This window comes from Kitasatospora sp. NPDC028055, from assembly GCF_040637885.1.
In the GTDB taxonomy this organism is placed as follows: Bacteria; Actinomycetota; Actinomycetes; order Streptomycetales; family Streptomycetaceae; genus Kitasatospora.
In genome coordinates this window covers 47,321-64,515 of record NZ_JBEZXE010000044.1, presented here as the reverse complement: position 1 = coordinate 64,515, position 17,195 = coordinate 47,321, and the positions used below count along the sequence as shown (strand labels likewise).

Sequence of the window (17,195 nt, the reverse complement as noted above, 5' to 3'; positions counted from 1 at the left end):
CCTGAGCAGCAAGATCCATGCGGCCGTCGACGCCTCGGGCCTGCCACTGGCGTTCGTGCTGACCCCTGGCCAGGCGGCGGACTGCCGCCAGTTCCGGGCCGTGTTGGAGAAGGTCCGGGTGCGCGGCCCGGTCGGCCGGCCGCGCACCCGGCCGAACGCCGTCGCCGCCGACAGGGCCTACTCGTCGAAGGCCAACCGTGCCTACCTGCGCAGACGCGGGATCACCGCGGTGATCCCGGAGAAGGCGGACCAGGCGGCCAACCGCAGACGCAAGGGCTCCGCGGGCGGCCGGCCGGTCACCTTCGATCCCGACCGCTACAAGCGGCGCAACCACATCGAACGGTGCTTCCAGAAGGTCAAGACATGGCGCGGCCTGGCCACCCGGTACGACAAGAGCCCGGAAAGCTACACGGCAGGACTGCACCTCCGCGGATCGATCATGTGGCTGAAGTCCCTGACCGCAACCACATGATCCGAACCTTGAACAGCTCCTAGGGCGTTGAGGGCGTCGATGTCCGGCCTTTCTCTAAACCTGGGCACAACCCATCGGTTCGGCAGCCCTGCACCTCCGCAGGCCGCCCCCAGGAGGTGCGGCCGTTCCTTGCGGCCCGGTGGGCGGGCGGCCGTAGCCGCGGCCGCCCTGGGCGGCGGCCAGCACGGACCGTTCCTAGGATCTGAGCGGAGGCATTCGAACGGCACTCGCGCCGTCGTAGACCCGACAGAGCCGGACGAAGTCGCACTTGGCCCGCGCAGATGCGCCAATCGAATTCGCTGGAGCACTGCGCTCTCGGCGCCGACGGCTACCAGCTGCCGACCACCAAGACGTCTGCAGCCCCGGCCCTCTGACGTACCGTGCCTCTCGTGGTCACACGGCCTCCGGAGCCCGCCGGACCTGCCGAAGCCCGCATCAGTCGGCTGGTCCTGCTCTTATACGCTTTCCTCCGCGAGTGCAACGCGGCGGCCGTCCCCCGGCCGGGGCACCTGCACGCGCGACGCGACCAAGGTGACGGGCAGAGCCGAGAAGGCAGAGCCCGGCAGAGAGGGTGGGGACAGCAGCAGATGGCAGTCGAACGCACAAACCGGGACATCCGCACGATCGTGGGGCAGATCGCGGCTGGCGAGATCATGCTCCCGGAGATCCAGCGCGGATATGTCTGGAAGGCATCGCAAGTCGCGAAGCTGGTCGAATCCCTCTACCGCGGCTACCCCGCAGGCTCCCTGCTGCTCTGGAAGACCGAGGAAGCAGCCGAGACGCGCGCTGCGGCGATCGGGACCGGACAGGGCGTACCGAACGTGATGCCCCTCTACCTTCTCGACGGCCAGCAGCGCCTTACCTCCCTGTACCGCGTACTCACCGATGACCCCGCCGCGCAGATCGTCTTCAACATCGAGACCGAGGCCTTCCAGAACCAGAGCGCGGCAACGCGCCGCAACCGGAAGTGGGTGAAGGTCTATGACGTCGTACGCCCCGGCGCTGACACCTTCGCCATCTACGGCACCCTGCGTGCGGCCGGCCTGCTGATCGACGACACGGAGATCGGCCGCCGTCTGAAGAGCCTGGAGATGATCACTCAGCGCGACTTCCACATGGAGGTCCTTCACGACTTCACGTACGAGGAAGTCACGCAGATCTTCGTACGGGTGAACAGCGGCGGGCGCGCGCTGAAGACCACAGATCTCGCGATGGCTACGCTGTCCGCCCGTTCCCCCGGGTTCCTCGGGCAGCTGGAGGAGGAGTCCTCCCGCTGGGCCGAGCGCGGCTACCGCGCAATCGACGCCAACTTCCTCATCAAGGCGATCACACTGAGCCTGTCGATCTCGGGCAAGCGGACTTCGTCCGTGGCGGGGCTGACCACCGCCAGCCGGGAGTCCGTTGCCGAAGGATGGGAGAGGGTCCGGCGCGGCCTGGAGCGTGTCGTCCCCCTCCTCCAGGACAAACTGCTCGTACCGTCCACCGCACTCATCCCATCCATCAGCGCCCTGCACCCGCTGATCGTCTTCTACGGCCGCCAGCCTGCGGGCACGCAGGTCACGCCCGAGGTGGAGAACGGGCTCCTGTACTGGTTCATGGCAGCCACAGCCCGGAACCGCTACGGAGGGGCAACCGACAGCACCCTCACACAAGACGTCAAGGCCCTGGACTCCGAGGAGCCGGTCCGGGCGCTGCTCGCCAACCTGGGCATTGACGACGGTGGGCTCACCGTGACCGCCCGGGACCTGGCCGGGCGTACGATTCAGAGTCCGTTCCTCCTGTTCTCGTACCTGGCTGCCTCGCATGCTGGTGCACGCGACTGGTGGGACGGCGGGTCGATCTCCGCCGCCGAGGGGTCCGACAAACCGCAGTACAGCAACCTCCACCCCGCGTCGAAGCTGCGCGGCCACCGAAACAAGTACTCCGCCACCGAGATCAACGAGCTTGCCAACATCGTCTTCGTCTCGGAGCAGACAGCGGCGAACATGATCGGGAACCGCTCCCCGGCCGCGTACATCCAGGACGTTGCGGAGAGCGACCTGGCCGCACATGCCGTGCCGAACGACCCGGCGGTCCTCGAAGCCGACGGCTACCGCGACTTCCTGGCCGCGAGGCGGGCGCTTCTGGCCGACCGGATCACGGCACTTCTCAACCAGTTCCGGCCGTCCTTCCTGAGCGGGCAGCGCAACGAGCAGGGCGACGCTCCTTCGCGCCCATCGCTCGTGTTCACCGGGTATGCCGCAGGCGGCCGCACCACGCTCGTGGCTGAGGCGGTCCTCGCGGGGCAGGCCTGGGCCGGCCGGATCGACCCCGCAGAGCTGGATGCCGCCCTCGATGCAGCCGCTATCGGCCTCGCCAGCGATGTCACGGTGGGCACCGAGACTGCCCCGCTGCAGGTTGACGAAGACGGCGTGACTCTGCCGATCGGCCCGTTCCGGGTCCGCGGCACGCTCGACCAGTGGCGTTCAGCCGTGAAGGACTCCTTCGAAGACGCCCAGCCAGCCGGGGGGTGGCCCGAGCTGGAAAGCCTCCAATGGGCTGGTGAACTGGAGGAGTTCCTGCTCACAGACTCCGGTCTGCGAGGCGCCTGAGCCGGAGCGCCCGGTGCTGCGTACGGCTCGGTACGGCGCAGCACCGGAAGGCGACTCCGGCCAGGTCAGCCCGGCCAGGCCGTCGCAGCGGCGAGCAGCGCCGGAGCATCCGCCTTGAGCGAGGCCAGGAGAACCGGGATGCCCGGCTCCGGCACGTCCACCGGCACTTCGAGTCGACACGACTCCCAGCGGCCGAGGGGGCCGCGGTCAGCAGGGACCTGGCCGGCGATCCAGTCCCTAGGAACGGTAGCGACGGCGACCGCCTCCAGCCCGACGGTCAGGCGAACGGCGACGAGCTGCCATCCCGGATCGCGGCACATGGCCTCGAACTCGTTCCGTGAGAGGTACACCGTAAGGCGGCTGCGGCGGGTCGTGGACTTGACCTCAAGGTGAACCGGGACCTCGCGTCGGTGGACAGCGATGTCGTAGCCGTAGCCGTCTGAGACTGCGGCTACGTGCTCGACCCGCTCGTTCACAGCGCCGGCCAGGAGCTGAACGAGCGCCAGTTCGCCGGCTGCGCCGACCCGCTCCCGCTCGGCGGTGTCCACCCTCCCCCACACCGCCTGGAGCCGCGCAAACGCCTCATCGTCGGTCAGGCCGAGTGCTCTCGCGGCCCGGAGCGCGTCCGCTGGAAGCTCATCCGGGCCCCGTACCAGCATGTCCGCATCTGCGAACCACGACGCGCTCCCGTGGGTGATGGCGCAGTCGAAAATCCGGCGTTCGGCTGGGACAGGGCTGCGCAGGCGGTCGAGCAGGCTGTTGTCTCCCAGCCACGCGTACGCCGCCTCGTACTGGGTCGGGGTGATATCGCTGAAGTCCGCGTGGGCGGTGAACAGTGCGCGGCACCGTGCAGCGCTGGAGGGCGGGAGCCGCTCCAGCCACCGCACGGCCGCCCGCAGGACCGGATCAGGGGGTACGGGCACGGAGGTGGCCCATCAGTGCCTGGAGGTCCCGTTCGTCCAGACCTCCCCCGACAGCTGGCTCCTCGTCCAGGTCGGCGAGCTCCTGGACCGCAGGATCGTCGAGGATCCGCCCCATGAACTGGAGCTTGTCGTTCAACCGCTGGGCAACGACCTCGTCGATAGTCCCTTCGGAGGCCAGCACGGTGACCCGGGTCTCCGCCTCAGGCGCGAGGCCGAGGCGGTGGATGCGGTCAAGGCTCTGAAGGAACCGCCCGGCCGCGAAGTCCCGGTCGATGTACACGGCGTCGTGGCAGTGGTGGTGGAGGCTGATGCCCTCTCCCAAGGTGGCGGGATTCGTCAGCAGCACCATGCAGTCCGGGTCGTTGCGGAACCGCTCGATCTCGGCCTCCCGGTCCTCCGTACCACCGTGGACCATCGCGGGGCGAAACCTGCCGAGGATCCGCTCAAGCGTGTTCAGGCTGCGGATGAACGTCGACCACACGAGCGTCTTTCGGCCCCGGGCTGCGTTCTCGGCGACGATCGCGAGCACCTCCCGGTACTTCGGCGACATCTCGTAGCTCGGCAAGTCCCGCATGAGCTCGAAGAGCGGCGTCCCCTCCGGAATACTCAGCGGCGGCACCTGGTAGGAAAGAGGCTCGTACCGCGTCGTACCGACAGAGAGAAGCGCCGGGCTCGTGGCAGCCATGAGCATGTAGACGATGGCTCTGCCGAGCGCCTGAAAGTCTCGCTCCGACCCCGCCGCCCGTGCCGAGAAGCGCCCGATGAGAGCCTCGTACACCTCCTGGTGCAGGGGCGGCATGGGAACCAGCCGCACATTGGTGGTTACCGGGGGGAGCCCGAGCTCGTCCTTCGTCGTCCGAGTGAAGAGAGGCCGCAGGACCTGACTGGCCCTTGCGAGGTCGCCGCCGGCTACGGCCTGCGTCACCCTCTGCCGACCGTGCCCGGGCCACACGAAGCCGAAGAGGTTCTCCAGGTCCCTGACACCGTTGGGCGCCGGTGTACCGGTGAGGATCAGCCGGTGCCGGGCCCGCGGACCGAGCGCTAGACAGGCTGCGCCGTACGTGCCCGAGGCGCCCAGCTTCATCCGGTGCGCCTCATCGAGCAGCAGCATGGACGGCCGGGCGGCGAGCCACTGCCCCAGCTCGTCCACCGAGCCGTCGAGGCGTTCATAGTTCACGATGAGTGCGTCAGCAGCCAGGTCAGCGGCCCGAGAGAAGACGTCCATGGCCAAGGGACTGCGCAGACACTCCTGGTTCTCGTACCGCCAGGACTCGTAGCAGGACTTCGGGCCGACGATGAGGAGCCGCTCGATGCCCTTGGCACGGCGGTGCGCCTGGAACACGGCGAGGCCGACACGGGTCTTGCCCGCGCCAGGTACCGAGAAGTTCGCTCCGTGCCGCAGCGAGAGCAGCTTCGCGATATCCCGGCGCTGGAAGACGGTGAGGTCCCCTGTCCAGTCCGCACCCAGCATGGCGTCGAGCCGGCCAGGGTCCACCTCGCCCTTGCCGTCAAGGGTCGGGTCGAGCCGCTCAGCCACGGTCTGGGCATCGACCGCCGAGTCCGTGGCCAGCGTGGCCAGCCTGGGGTCCCAGGCCACGCTGTCCGGCTGCGGCCAGGTAGCGAGCATCCCGAGATTGACGAGGAGGTCGTCGATCTCGACCTCCAGGGTTCCGGAGGAGCGCTGGACACCGCTGCGAAACCGGAGTGCGAGGCGGCGCAAGTCGTCCTCGTGCCCGGCCCCTGCCCGCAAGCGTGCCTTCGTAACGCTGTCGCCGAAGCCGATCTCCAGGCTCGGTCCGGCCGCCAGCACAGTCATCAGACCTCCCGCGTGGCGTCGAGCAGCCAGGCGACGCCGTCACCCGGGGCGCTGAACGTCCGGCCCGCCTGCCGCGCCAGACGCGCCAGGCTCGCACGGAGGGTGAGTAGCGCGTCGTCGAAGGCGTCCTCGTCGAGGGCGCGCTTCGCCTTGGCTTCGGCGAACTCGGACGCGCACTGGTTCACGTGGTCAGCGGCGTCAGTGAGCCGCTCCGGAACCGCCACCTGACGCTTCTGCAGCTGCGCGTTCTGCCCAGCCATCTTCACGGCGACGTCGAACGTCCTGCGCGCCGACTTGAGAAGGCTGTCAGCCTCGGCAACCTCCGTAGGCGCGAGACTGTCGCCGGCCAGGGCAGCAGCCTTGGCCTGGAGCAGCGCGTCAGTGAGCGCACGGGTGGTCTTCACCGCCGCGGTAGCATCCGGGACGGCGACACCGGGCAGGCCGGGGATCGATACCGCAGCCGAGACCTGGGCAGCCGGCCTGAGCTCGTCGGGCAGCCGCTCGTCCAAGTAGCGACGGTGGAACTCCGCCTCCGCCAGGCGCACAGACGTCTTCGGGTAGTTCAGCACCACCAGTGCCAGGCGCGACTCCTTGAGCTGCTCGGCGTCGTCCGGGGCGGTCTTGGCCAGCTTCGTGTAATCGCGGTGCAGCTCACGGAGCTTCTCCTGATGGTCCTCGAAGTCCACGAGGCGCAACGACACACCGCTGCCGTTGCTGCTCCGGTCGATCGCGTCGTTGATCATCTGGTAAACCCACCGGTCCTGGTGGAGAGTGCTGGTCTTGATGTTGAAGTCGCGAGCGACGTCCTCCTCGCGCCGACCGCCTGCCAGCTCCTCCTCGATGGCGATGAGCCGGTTGATGTACGAGTACTCGCGGCGCTTGTCGCGGCGCAGCTGCAATGCAAGCTCAACACTGTTGATGTCGCGCCGGGAGGTGTCCGGAGGAAGGACGCCGACCCGGATGTCCTTGATCCCCAGGTCCCTCAGCGCAGCACAGCGCGTGTTCCCGTCCACGAGGATCCCGTCCGGGCTGATGATCCCGGGCTCCTTCTGCCCGAAGTCGTCGAGCTCGTCCTGCAGAGCGGTGTAGTCGGGGTCGGTCTGGCCCGGGTTCGAGGGCCGACGGCTCAGCAGGTAGTGAAGGTACTGCTGGGCAGGCTCACTCCAGGGCTCTTCCTCCAGGATCCGGTTGCGCTCGCTGTCCAGGGTTCGCTGCGCCCGGATCCGGTGTGTGTCCGGATTGAAGTAGAGCATGTCCACCGGCATGGAGATCACGTGCAGGTGCTTCTGCTCCCCGCGCCAGTCCACGGTGACCTTGCCGCCGCTATCGGCCATCGCCTGCTTGAGGCGTTCCTCCACCAGGGAGCGGATCTTCTCGCCCTCGGGCGGTACACCGAACTTGACAGCCATGACAACCTCCAGGGCCAGACCTACCTCACCTGCCGTGCATCATGGCAGGAGGGACTGACAACACGTAGGGCGGAGGTCCACAATCGAGGCTCAGAAACCCTACAGAACGGAGCATGCACGGTGTCCCTCCCCGCCTGGAACGACCGCGAACTCAAGGCCGGCACTATGATCCGCGGTGCCCTGTGGCTCGTCCAGGAGATCGGTGAGGGCAACACATTCACCAAGGAGCAGATCCGGCAGGCGTTCCCGGGCGTCTCGCAGGCCGACCGCCGCATCCGGGACCTCCGGGACTACGGGTGGTCCATCCTCTCGAACACTGAGGACGCGACCCTGATGGCGGAGGACCAGCGCTTCGCCAAGGCCGGGGTACCTGTCTGGGACCCCGCAGCCCGCCGTGCCGCGGCGCCGCAGAAGGCGGTCTCCAGCAGGGAGAAGCGGGCCGTCATGGAGCGGGATGACTTCATGTGCACGGTGTGCGGTATCTCGGGCGGCGAGCCGTACCCCGAAGACTCCAACCAGACCGCTGTGCTCTCCGTCACCCGCCGCGAGACGGCACTCCTCGACGGAAGCGAAGGCATCCTTCTGGTCACCGAGTGCAAGCGGTGCCGTTCCGGCTCCGACGGCGCTCCTGCCCAGGCTGACCGGGTCCTCGCTGACATCAAGTCACTCGACCCCGGTGACCAGCGCCGTATGGCCCGCTGGATCGAGCGCGGCCGCCGCGGCTCCACTGCGCTGGAGCGGACCTGGAACGCCTACCGGCGCCTGCCTGCGGAGGCGCGGGACGGGATCCGCTCAGCGCTGACCGACTGAGCCGAGCTGTGGGGGCGGCCGACGGGCCTCCCGGACTGGTGCCTCGCATGTCGACGTGTCGCGAATTCGGTCCGCAGGGTCGACGCGGAGACTGCGATGAGTGGTGACTGACTGCCGGTGGTCCCGCCCGGACGGGCGCACTCTGCTGCTAGGCCTGCCTTCGACTGCGGGAGTCGGCAGTGATCAACTTTGGGGGAGACATGACGGGCTACTCGATCTCGGTTCGCTTGCGGCGCACGACGGTAGAGGAGTCCTACGTCTCTGTTCCCGTCACCGATGCGGTGATGCAGGAGGAACCGGCCGAAGACGAGTCGTACGGCCTTGACACGGACAAGCTGTTCGCTGTCGCGGTTGAGCTCGGCCGTGGAGCGGAATGGCTACCGGAGGAACATCAAGTGCATCCGGTCCAGAAGGCGCCCGACGACGTACTGCCGCAGTTCGACGCTGAGCGTTGATGCTCAAACCTCTCTCAGCTGCTTCCTGGGGCCTATCGGCTCTAGGTGTACTGACCACGGAGGTTGGTGACGGGGTTCACGGCGTGGTGGTCTTGAAATGAGTGAGGGCCTTCTGGCTCGGTGTGGATTGCGACATCTGCACCGGCTCCCAGAAAGGCCCTCATGCCACACCGTAACGCATCGCTGACCGAGACCGGACGCCTGCGCCTGGCCCGCTGCGTCGTCGAGGACGGCGGGCCACTGCGGCGGGCCGCCGAGCGCTTCCAGGTCTCGCCGACCACCGCGAAGCGCTGGGCCGACCGCTACCGAGCCCTGGGTGAGGCCGGCATGACCGACCGCTCCAGCCGCCCGCACCGCAGCCCCCGCCGGACCCCGACCCGCACCGAACGGCGGATCATCAAGGTCCGCGTCCTACGCCGCTGGGGCCCGGCCCGCATCGCCTACCTGCTGCGGCTCAACCCGGCCACCGTGCACCGGGTCCTGGTCCGCTACCGACTCGCCCGACTCGCGCACCTCGACCGCGCCACCGCTCGCCCGGTGCGGCGCTACGAACGCGCCGCACCGGGCGAGCTGGTCCACGTCGACATCAAGAAGCTCGGCAACATCCCCGACGGCGGCGGCCACAGGTCCCTGGGCCGCCAGGCCGGCCGCAGGACCCGCTCCGGGGCCGGTTACAGCTACCTGCACAACGCCGTCGACGACCACTCCCGCCTGGCCTACAGCGAGATCCTGCCCGACGAGCGCAAGGAGACCGCCGCCGCATTCTGGGCCCGGGCGAGCGCGTTCTTCGCCCGGGCCGGGATCACCGTCCAGCGGGTGATGACCGACAACGGCGCCTGCTACAAGTCACACGCCTGGCGCGATGCCCTCGCCGCCGAGGGCATCGCGCACAAACGCACCCGGCCCTACCGGCCGCAGACCAACGGCAAGGTCGAACGCTTCAACCGCACCCTGCTCGACGAATGGGCCTACGCCACGGCCTACCGCACCGAACAGGAACGCCGCGACGCCTACCCGGCCTGGCTCCACACCTACAATCACCACCGCGGACACACCGCACTCGCAGGCAAACCACCCGCCAGCCGCATCCCCAACCTCACGGGACAGAACATCTAGGTCTTAGCAACGTACCGGCGTCCGCCTGACCATCGTCTGCCACCGCGTCCCGCCTCCCGCCCTTGCCGCGGCGAAGCCGTCGAGCGCATCCGCCGTCCTGCCCACCCCCAACATGCTGCAGCGCTCGCCACCGCCCTCGTCACCGGCGCGCCCCTTCCATCGCCTCGCCACCGCCACCCTCGCCGACCACCACCACGGGCAAGCCACCCTCACCCTCCACGCCCCACACCACGGCCGGGCCCGCCCGCTGCGCCACCTTCGAACTCCCGCTCTGGGCCCGCCCCTTGCTGGACGCCGCCGCCCACTACCGCGCTGCTCGACGCCTGACGGACGGCCTCCCCGCCACAGCCCCACTGACGAAGGACGGAAGTGACCCGCAGCCCGCTGTGGAAGGGCGCCCGGACCCGCGGTCGCAACCCGGTCCAGTCGGCAGAGCTTCGCAGCTGCGCCACCAGACCGGAGCAGCCGAGGCGATGCGGCTGCCTGGGCCGGGGACCGCACCGCTGCGCGCCCACCGCGGACGGAACCGGGAGTGGGCAGGAGGAGGACCGCCCGCTCGGGGCGGGACAGCAGCGGTGCGATCCCGGCGGGCAGGAAGGACCCCGGAGCAGTCCACCAGGGCGATCCGACCGGCCGGCAGGGCGAACGGGAGAGGAGGTGCTCCAAGGCCGGTCCCTGCAGGCCGGGTCGCCGGAGCTACGACGGACCGGCCCCGGCCGCGCGCAGCCGGTCGAGGGTGCGCTCCAGGTTGGCCTGGGTCGCCGCGACGGCGGCGTCCGGGTCGCCTGCGGCGATCGCCTCGACCAGTGCGCGGTGCGCGCCGGCGGTGGCCTCCCGCTCGACGCCGTCGTGGAGCTGATGGTCGGTCACCACGTGGCCGGCCGCTGCGCGCAGCGCGTCGACGAAGGAGTCGAAGAGGCGGACGAGCACCGGGTTGCGCGCGGCCCGGACGACCAGGCGGTGCAGTTCCAGGTCCGCCTCGACGAGTTCGGCCGGGCCGGCGGCCGCGTCCCGGGCGGCCAGCGCCGCCCGCAGCGCGGCGACGTCCGACTCGGTGCGCCGTCGCGCGGCCAGCCGGCCCGCCTCCACCTCCAGCGCCGCCCGCACCTCGTACACGTCGAAGACCTCCGAGCGGCGCAGCTCCCGGTCGAACTCCGAGACCGGGGCGGCGGCGGCGACGTACGTGCCCGAGCCCTGCCGGGCGCGCAGCTGGCCGTCGGCGATCAGCACCCGGACGGCCTCGCGCGAAGTGGTGCGGCCGACCCCGAGGAGCCGGCTCAGCTCCACCTCGCCGGGGAGTCTGCTGCCCACCGGCCACTCGCCCGTACCGATCAGTCGGCGCAGCTCGGCCGTGGCCTCCTCGACCAGGGAGCGATGGCGTACCGGGCGAATGGTCATGGCGGTAACACTATCGTCCTCCGGATGCTGCGCCCCTGGTCACCGGCTCGTCCGCCGGTCCGGCCGCACCGGCCGCACCGGCCGCACCGACCGCACCGGCCGGTCCGTCCGGTTCGCCCGCCGTCCGGTTCGCGGGCGCGTCCGGCTGGAGCGGCCGCTCCGTCAGGACCCGGTCGCGCAGGCGCAGCGCGCAGCCGAGCCCGAGCGCCAGCACGCCGAGGACCAGGGCGAGGACGGTCCGCAGGCCGTGCGCGTCGGCGAGGCCGCCGAGCGCCGGTGCGGCCAGGCCGCCCACGGACATGGCCAGGCCGAGGGTCAGCCCGCTGGCCGTGCCGGGGCGGGTGGGCAGGTAGTCCTGGGCGAGGGTCACCTGCGGGGCGAAGGGCAGGAACATGGCCAGCCCGAAGGCCACCGCGCCGGCCACGGCGACGGTGCTGGAGGGGGCGAAGGCCACGGCGGCCAGGGCGGGGACGGCCAGCAGGTAGCCGGTGCGGATCGGGGCGAGCCGCCCGTGCCGGTCGCCCAGCCAGCCGCCGAGCAGGGTGCCGGCCGCGCCGGCCAGGGTGAGCAGGGTCAGCGCGGCGGCGCCGAGCCCCGTCGAGCCGTGGAGGTCGCGCTGGATGTGGAGGGCGAGCATCGAGGTGACCGTCACGTACGGGACGGACCAGGCGACGGTGGTCGCGACCAGCCGTCCGAACGCCCGCCAGTCGTCGCGGTGGGCGCCCGCCGCCGCGCCCCGGGCGGTCGACGGGACCGCCGGGGCGTGGCCCCGGTGGCGCTGCCGGCGGCCCTGCACGGCCCAGAGTGCGGCCGTCACCAGCGCCGGGACGGCCAGCAGCCAGCAGCCGTCCAGGCCGTACGAGCCGACCACCAGGGTGACCAGCGCGGGTGCCAGCGAGGCACCGAGGGTGCCGCCGACGGAGAACAGGCTCATCGCCCGCTGGGACTGTCCGCCGGCGGCCCGGGCCTGGTTGGTGGCGGGCGGGTGGTAGGCGGCGATTCCGATGCCGGCCAGGGCGGCGCAGAGCCAGGTGAGCAGGTAGCTGTCGGCCATGGCCGCGCCGGTGATGCCGGCCGCGGCGGTGAGGAAGCCGGCCGGGACGAGCCAGCCGCGGTGGCGGCGGTCGACCAGCAGGCCGAACAGCGGCTGGACCACGCTGGACAGGCCGCTCGCGGCCAGGGCGATGCCGGAGACGGCGGTGTAGCTGTAGTGGCGCTGGGACATCAGGAACGGCAGCAGGGCGGGGACGGCGCCCTGGTAGAGGTCGTTGACGATGTGGGTGCCGGTCAGGAAGGCCAGCTGTCCGCGCTTCACCGGGTGCCCCGCTCGGGTCGCGTGGCCGTCCGCCCGTCGTGCCTCGGGGCGCCGGCCCGCCGGGCCTGCTCCAGGACGGCCTCCTGACGTGCGGTGTGGTGGTGCCAGGGCAGGGCCCGTTCCAGCTGGGCGCCGAGGGAGAGCAGGAGGCCCTCCTGGTGGAGCCGGGCGGTGAGCATCACGCCGATCGGCAGCCCGTCCGGGGTCCAGTGCAGCGGCAGGCTGATCGACGGCCGGCCGGTGAGGTTCGCCGCCGGGGTGCGCGGGGTGACGGCGAGCATCCGGGCGAAGGTGCGCTCCGGGTCGGCCTGTCCGGTCGGGTCGGCCGGTTCGGCTTGTCCGGCCGGTTCGGCTTGTCCGGTCGGTTCGGCTTGTCCGGTCGGTTCGGTCGGTTCGGTCGGTTCGGTGAGCGAGCCGACCGGCAGCGGCGGCCGGTTCGTCGTCGGGCTCAGCACCGCGTCGAAGCGGTCGTAGCGGTGGCAGATCGTACGGGCGGTGGCGGCCAGCGAGGCCATCGCCGCGTGCAGCCGCACCGCGTCGTGCTCGCCGCCCCGGGCGCGCAGCCAGCGGGTCAGCGGCAGCAGCCGGTCCTCCCGCTCCGGCGGGACGGGCACGGCGGCGGCCAGCACGCTCCACAGCACGGTGAAGTCCGGCAGGTACTCGTCGGGGTCCAACGGCGGGGCCTCCTCCACCCGGTGGCCGAGGCCCGCGAGCAGGTCGGCGGTGCGGCGGCAGGCCAGGGCGGCCTCGGGGTGCCAGCCGTCCGCCGGGGGCAGGACCCCGATCCGCAGGGGGCCCGGCTCGCGTTCGGCGCAGGCCCGGAAGTGCCCGGCGGGGACGGCGGGCAGGGTGCTGCCGTCGCCCGGGGTGCTGCCTGCCATGGCGTCCAGGAGCAGTGCCGTGTCCAGCACCGTCCTGGCCAGCGGACCGGCGGTGGCCAGCCCGAAGGCGTCCGTCCCGGGGGCGGGGGTCACCCGTCCCCGGCTGGGCTTGAGACCGACCACGCCGCAGGCGGCGGCCGGTATCCGGACCGAGCCGCCGCCGTCGCTGCCCAGGGCCCCGGCCGCCAGCCCGGCCGCGACCGAGGCGGCCGCCCCGCCGCTGGAACCCCCGGCGCCGCGGGCCGGGTCGTAGGGGGTGCGGGCGGTGGCGTACGCCGTCTCGGTGTACGAGGAGCAGCCGAACTCGGCGGCCGTGGTGGTGCCCAGCAGCACGCCGCCGGCCGCCCGGAGGGCGCCGACCACGGCGGCGTCCTGCGGGGCGATCCGGTCGTCGAAGGCGGCGGAGCCCGCGGTGAACGGCAGCCCGGCGACCGGCCAGGTGTCCTTCACCGACAGTGGTACGCCGAGCAGCGGCGGCAGGTCGGCGCCGCCGGTGCCGCCGCCCCTCCCGCCGGTGCCGCCGCCCCTCCCGGCGCCGCCGGCCAGCCGGGCCTCGGCCGTACGGGCGGCCCGGCGGGCGCCGGGCGCGTCGACCGTGCGGTAGGCGCCCAGTACGCCGTCCAACTCCTCGATCCGGCGCAGGTGGTGGTCGACCAGTTCGGTGGGCGAGACGGCGCGGGCGCGGATCGCGGCGGCCTGTTCGGCCAGCGTCAGGGCATGGAGATCTGGCATGCTCACTCCCTAAGTTCTCAGGTCCTCAGGTCCTCTGAGGACTTTCACCCTAGGGGCGGGCTCGGCCAGATGGCAAGGCAAGCCTTACCTGAATCGGATTCGCGGGGGTCCGTGCTCCACGGCCGCGCCGGCCGGCCCTACCAGAACCACCAGCAGGGCATGGAAGACCCTTGCCCTGCCCGCCCGTGCGACGGCCTGGTGCTCGTCAACACCCGCTACCCGCACGTCGCCCTGGCACGGCTCCGCGCCGACGTCCGGCACGAGGACGCCGCCCGGCTCTCCCCGCTCAAGGACCGGCGCATCGCCCTTTATCTGGACGATTTTGCGTGCGTGAAAGTGGCTGGGTCAGTGTCGGCGCCTCTCGCGCTCGTCAGCAAGGGCGTCGCCGAACGGGGTGAAGCCCATGCTCGCTCCGAACATGTCGTCACCGCTCCGGAAGGCGAGCAGGCGTGCCGATGGGGCGTCTCCCGCCTCGCCGAAGTGGAAAACAGCGAGCGGATCGGTCCGATCACCAGAGGCGTACCCAAGGGTCTTGGCCGAACCCAGATCTTGGTCGCCAAAGATCGCGGAGGGACGACCATAGACCTGCAGAACATCGTCGAGCGTGCGGTCGGTCTCGGCCCAGCCTTCGGCTGTCTCGACGAGGCTCGTGTAGTCGTGAGTCGGCAAGGCTCGATCGAGACGGAGCCAGCCACGCTTGTGAGCTGCGGCCCCGTACTCCGCGGCGACCACGTGAACCTCCGGCTGGGGAAAGCAATAGCGCAGCAATGCCGCCATGTCCAACCGCGCGTTGTCGTCCACGATCCACCGCGTGCCGTCGGGCCGGGGCTCGTCCTCGGCGAGGGCATCGAGGAGGGGCGGCAAGCACGCGAGCCCGCCGTGCGCGTAGGGGCACCGCACGGCGGCGTTGAACTTGTCGAGCACGCGCACGCGTTCCGCCTTGGCGAGCGGGGTCCGGCGGCGAACTGCGTGGGGGATGCTCCGAAGGGACGGCATGCGGACCACCTTGAGCCGTTGCCGTCTGGCTGTCCACCCTGTTCCTCAATCCGTGAGGGCCAGGGTCGGTTCAGCAGTGGTCGCCAGGGGCGGGTTCGGGGCTCTCACCGAGTGTGGCTGTCCTGTGACAGCGGGTCTTGACCGTCTGCCATTGAAGGTTGACGACCGCGGGTTCGTGCCATCGAAGATTGACCGTGCACGCCTGCCCGTGGACCCGGCGGCGCGATGCGGGGCCATGGGCAGACGCGGTTCCGACGATTGGCCGCGAACCGTTCGCTACAGCAGTCCGACCAGAAACCGCACCGCCAGCACGCATCCAAGCAGCAGGAAGCCGCCCACGAGCCACAGTCCCACGCGCAGCGCGAGGCCGGCCAGACGGTCACCGACGGTCCGAGGACCCCTGTCCCACGGCTCATCCCGGAAGGGCTCCGGAGCGGGAAGCGGGCCTGCGAGATCCAGACGCATGTGGTCCTCGGAGCAGTACGTGCGGTAGAGCACCTGGGCGCCCCGGCGGTCGATCTCCAGGGCCACCCAGCCCTCGGGCAGGTCGAGGCCCCTGCCGTATGCGGTCCTGGCCTCCCAGCTGCCGCAGAAGTCACAGAGCTCCAGATCCTGACATTCCGTAGGCCCGTCCGGCTCGCTCGCCGTTCCGCCGGCGGTCGCGGCCGGTGTCACCACCGGGGTGGGCTTCGCGGTGGCGGCCGCGCCGGTGTCCGTCCGGGCGTTCTCGGGCTGCCGCAGCTCGGACAGGACGTACAGGACGAAGGCGACGCAGAGGGCGCCCACGGCAGCGCTCGCGTACTGAGGCCGGTTGTCCTTCACGAAGCCGAAAGCGCCTCCGCAGATGAGGAGCAGGAGCCAGGTCGCGGTCCGGAAGCCGCGGAATTGGAAGCGGTGCATTCGGCGATCCTGCCAGGCCCCCGCAGGGCGCACACCATTCGCTTCCCGATGTCCCGCTCAACCTTCGATGGCACGAACCATCGGTCGTCGACCTTCAATGGCAAACGGTCATGTCCCGTGACAGATGATCTTGACGACTCCGATGGGCGGTTTTGAGAGGGAACCACGGGTTGCCTTCAACCACGAGCCGCTATGTGCGTCAGCTTGTCGGCTCACTGCCCCAGGGATCGTCGGGCGCCGCTGCGGGGACCTTCGCCGTGAGCATTTCGTCGATGCAGCTGCGCAGCGCGAAACCGGGAGTGTCGCACCAGGTGAGCCACGGCACCGACTGGAGCAGATCGTCATACCGGCGGATGCCGGGGCCGGTGAGGAGGGCGCGGAGCTCGTCGGGGGCGGGGCCGGTGACCAGGCACAGCCAGGCCAGGCCGGCGCCGATGCGGATCTCGGGAGCTCGTCCCGGGTCCGACCAGAGGTCCCGGGCCCACCTGGGAGCGTGGTCGTCCTGGTGTTCGCGGGCGAGTTGGGCAATTGCCAGGATCAGGCTCACCCGGACCACCGCGTCGTCTTCGTTCGCCAGCCTGGACCGCAGGGCCGAGGAGACGCGTGGGATCTCGTCGGTCGCCGCTGCCAGGACGTAGGCAGTCATGGAACGGACCTCGGGGTCGGGGCCGTCGAGAAGAGGGAGCAGGAGAGGCAGGTCGTCCGTGACGGCCTGCCGGGCGGCCTGGATCGTCCAGTCCACCGGGCACATCGTGCTGCCCTCGACCATCAGCGGTTCCTCGGCGACCTGGAGCAGGCCCTCGCGTGATCCGTCCCCCATGTGCTGGCACCGGCCGATCTCGGCGATCAGGCGAAGCGTTTGCGCGCGGAGCCCGGGGTGCCCGGTCGTCGCGATCCGGAGCAGGAACGGCACCGCCAGTGCTCCTACCGCGATCGTGCCGCCCTGATGGTGCAGATTCGTCCAGAGCTGCCGCAGGGCCCTGTCAGCGGCTTCGGCGTCCCCGGACGCGAGCGTGGCGAGCAGGCCGGGGATCTCCTCGCCCGGGCCGTAGAAGTGCTGGAATCGCCGCCAGGGGACCTCGTCATACCTGAACCCGTCCTTGACCTCCGGCGGGATCGCGCCCACGGCGGTCCGCACGTCGCAGTCCGTGTCGGCCCACTGTTCTGGCCAGCCGGCCCAAGGGTCGGCGTCCATGACTTGGCCTTCCCGTCCACCGGCAGCATCCGAACCCCGGAGTCTAACGACTGGTGATCAAGAGGCGGACCGCTTCTGGCTACTCCTGGGTGGCGGCGGACCGCTCCTGGGTGAGGAAGGTGTTGAGGCCGCTGTAGGTGAGCGGGGTGTCGTGCTCGACCATCATCCGGGCCCAGATCTCTGTCG

14 protein-coding genes are annotated in these 17,195 nt (G+C 70.8%); 5 read left to right on the top strand and 9 right to left on the bottom strand.

From position 1 onward, the window contains the following. Together AB0F71_RS31955 and AB0F71_RS31950 are read left to right on the top strand one after the other, a co-directional pair. Nucleotides 1–472, top strand: a 472-nt coding sequence (locus AB0F71_RS31955) for an IS5 family transposase (protein WP_360241804.1), incomplete at its 5' end; no start/stop codon positions are given. 587 nt (nt 473–1,059) lie between these two features. Continuing rightward, entirely contained in the window at nt 1,060–3,063 is a 2,004-nt protein-coding gene (locus tag AB0F71_RS31950) for a DUF262 domain-containing protein (protein ID WP_360241801.1), read from the top strand. Nucleotides 3,064–3,128: 65 nt separating this feature from the next. Here the strand turns inward: AB0F71_RS31950 and AB0F71_RS31945 are convergent, their stop codons facing one another. Genes AB0F71_RS31945 through AB0F71_RS31935 form a run of 3 tightly spaced genes read right to left on the bottom strand, consistent with a single transcriptional unit; the run spans nt 3,129 to nt 7,211 of the window. Continuing rightward, nucleotides 3,129–3,950 (bottom strand): DUF3883 domain-containing protein, encoded by an 822-nt coding sequence (locus AB0F71_RS31945; RefSeq protein WP_360241798.1) that lies wholly within the window; start codon nt 3,948–3,950, stop codon nt 3,129–3,131. 19 nt (nt 3,951–3,969) lie between these two features. Then, nucleotides 3,970–5,802, bottom strand: coding sequence for a DEAD/DEAH box helicase (locus AB0F71_RS31940; RefSeq protein ID WP_360241795.1), 1,833 nt, complete (start codon nt 5,800–5,802; stop codon nt 3,970–3,972). Further along, entirely contained in the window at nt 5,802–7,211 is a 1,410-nt protein-coding gene (locus AB0F71_RS31935; protein WP_360241792.1) for a ParB/RepB/Spo0J family partition protein, read from the bottom strand. Before AB0F71_RS31935 ends, AB0F71_RS31940 begins: the two co-directional genes overlap by 1 nt. 120 nt (nt 7,212–7,331) lie before the next feature. Here AB0F71_RS31935 and AB0F71_RS31930 point away from each other — a divergent pair, with 120 nt between their 5' ends. The 3 genes from AB0F71_RS31930 to AB0F71_RS31920 all read left to right on the top strand — a co-directional run bounded on the left by AB0F71_RS31930 (nt 7,332) and on the right by AB0F71_RS31920 (nt 9,592). Next, nucleotides 7,332–8,021: a hypothetical protein gene (locus AB0F71_RS31930; protein WP_360241789.1), complete on the top strand. Its 690-nt coding sequence runs from the start codon at nt 7,332–7,334 to the stop codon at nt 8,019–8,021. A gap of 200 nt (nt 8,022–8,221) precedes the next feature. Next, a complete protein-coding gene (locus AB0F71_RS31925) occupies nt 8,222–8,476 on the top strand; it encodes a hypothetical protein (RefSeq protein ID WP_360241786.1) in 255 nt (84 codons plus the stop codon). Between the two features lie 162 nt (nt 8,477–8,638). Then, entirely contained in the window at nt 8,639–9,592 is a 954-nt protein-coding gene (locus AB0F71_RS31920; RefSeq protein ID WP_360241784.1) for an IS481 family transposase, read from the top strand. 696 nt (nt 9,593–10,288) lie between these two features. Here AB0F71_RS31920 and AB0F71_RS31915 read toward each other — a convergent pair. From AB0F71_RS31915 to AB0F71_RS31890, 6 genes are all read right to left on the bottom strand, one after another. Further along, a complete protein-coding gene (locus AB0F71_RS31915) occupies nt 10,289–10,990 on the bottom strand; it encodes a FadR/GntR family transcriptional regulator (RefSeq protein WP_360241781.1) in 702 nt (233 codons plus the stop codon). A 10-nt stretch (nt 10,991–11,000) separates the two neighbouring features. Continuing rightward, nucleotides 11,001–12,305: an MFS transporter gene (locus AB0F71_RS31910; protein ID WP_360241778.1), complete on the bottom strand. Its 1,305-nt coding sequence runs from the start codon at nt 12,303–12,305 to the stop codon at nt 11,001–11,003. Continuing rightward, nucleotides 12,302–13,918 carry an amidase gene (locus AB0F71_RS31905; RefSeq protein WP_360241775.1) on the bottom strand — a complete coding sequence of 539 codons (1,617 nt, stop codon included), beginning with the start codon at nt 13,916–13,918 and terminating at the stop codon, nt 12,302–12,304. The genes AB0F71_RS31910 and AB0F71_RS31905 overlap by 4 nt, the downstream gene beginning before the upstream one ends. A gap of 345 nt (nt 13,919–14,263) precedes the next feature. Beyond that, the gene (locus tag AB0F71_RS31900; protein ID WP_360241772.1) at nt 14,264–14,848 is read right to left on the bottom strand and encodes a hypothetical protein; all 585 of its coding nucleotides are present in this window, start codon (nt 14,846–14,848) and stop codon (nt 14,264–14,266) included. A 342-nt stretch (nt 14,849–15,190) separates the two neighbouring features. Beyond that, complete coding sequence (locus tag AB0F71_RS31895) at nt 15,191–15,814, bottom strand: hypothetical protein (RefSeq protein ID WP_360241769.1); 624 nt, start codon at nt 15,812–15,814, stop codon at nt 15,191–15,193. Between the two features lie 199 nt (nt 15,815–16,013). Continuing rightward, entirely contained in the window at nt 16,014–17,009 is a 996-nt protein-coding gene (locus tag AB0F71_RS31890; RefSeq protein ID WP_360241766.1) for a hypothetical protein, read from the bottom strand. Between the last annotated feature and the right edge of the window lie 186 nt (nt 17,010–17,195).

Excerpts from the sequence above, each read along its gene's own strand:
- AB0F71_RS31950 (WP_360241801.1), top strand. The coding sequence starts at position 1,060 with ATGGCAGTCGAACGCACAAACCGGGACATCCGCACGATCGTGGGGCAG.
- AB0F71_RS31940 (WP_360241795.1), bottom strand. The coding sequence starts at position 5,802 with ATGACTGTGCTGGCGGCCGGACCGAGCCTGGAGATCGGCTTCGGCGAC.
- AB0F71_RS31935 (WP_360241792.1), bottom strand. The coding sequence starts at position 7,211 with ATGGCTGTCAAGTTCGGTGTACCGCCCGAGGGCGAGAAGATCCGCTCC.
- AB0F71_RS31925 (WP_360241786.1), top strand. The coding sequence starts at position 8,222 with ATGACGGGCTACTCGATCTCGGTTCGCTTGCGGCGCACGACGGTAGAG.
- AB0F71_RS31920 (WP_360241784.1), top strand. The coding sequence starts at position 8,639 with ATGCCACACCGTAACGCATCGCTGACCGAGACCGGACGCCTGCGCCTG.
- AB0F71_RS31915 (WP_360241781.1), bottom strand. The coding sequence starts at position 10,990 with ATGACCATTCGCCCGGTACGCCATCGCTCCCTGGTCGAGGAGGCCACG.
- AB0F71_RS31905 (WP_360241775.1), bottom strand. The coding sequence starts at position 13,918 with ATGCCAGATCTCCATGCCCTGACGCTGGCCGAACAGGCCGCCGCGATC.
- AB0F71_RS31895 (WP_360241769.1), bottom strand. The coding sequence starts at position 15,814 with ATGCACCGCTTCCAATTCCGCGGCTTCCGGACCGCGACCTGGCTCCTG.
- AB0F71_RS31890 (WP_360241766.1), bottom strand. The coding sequence starts at position 17,009 with ATGGACGCCGACCCTTGGGCCGGCTGGCCAGAACAGTGGGCCGACACG.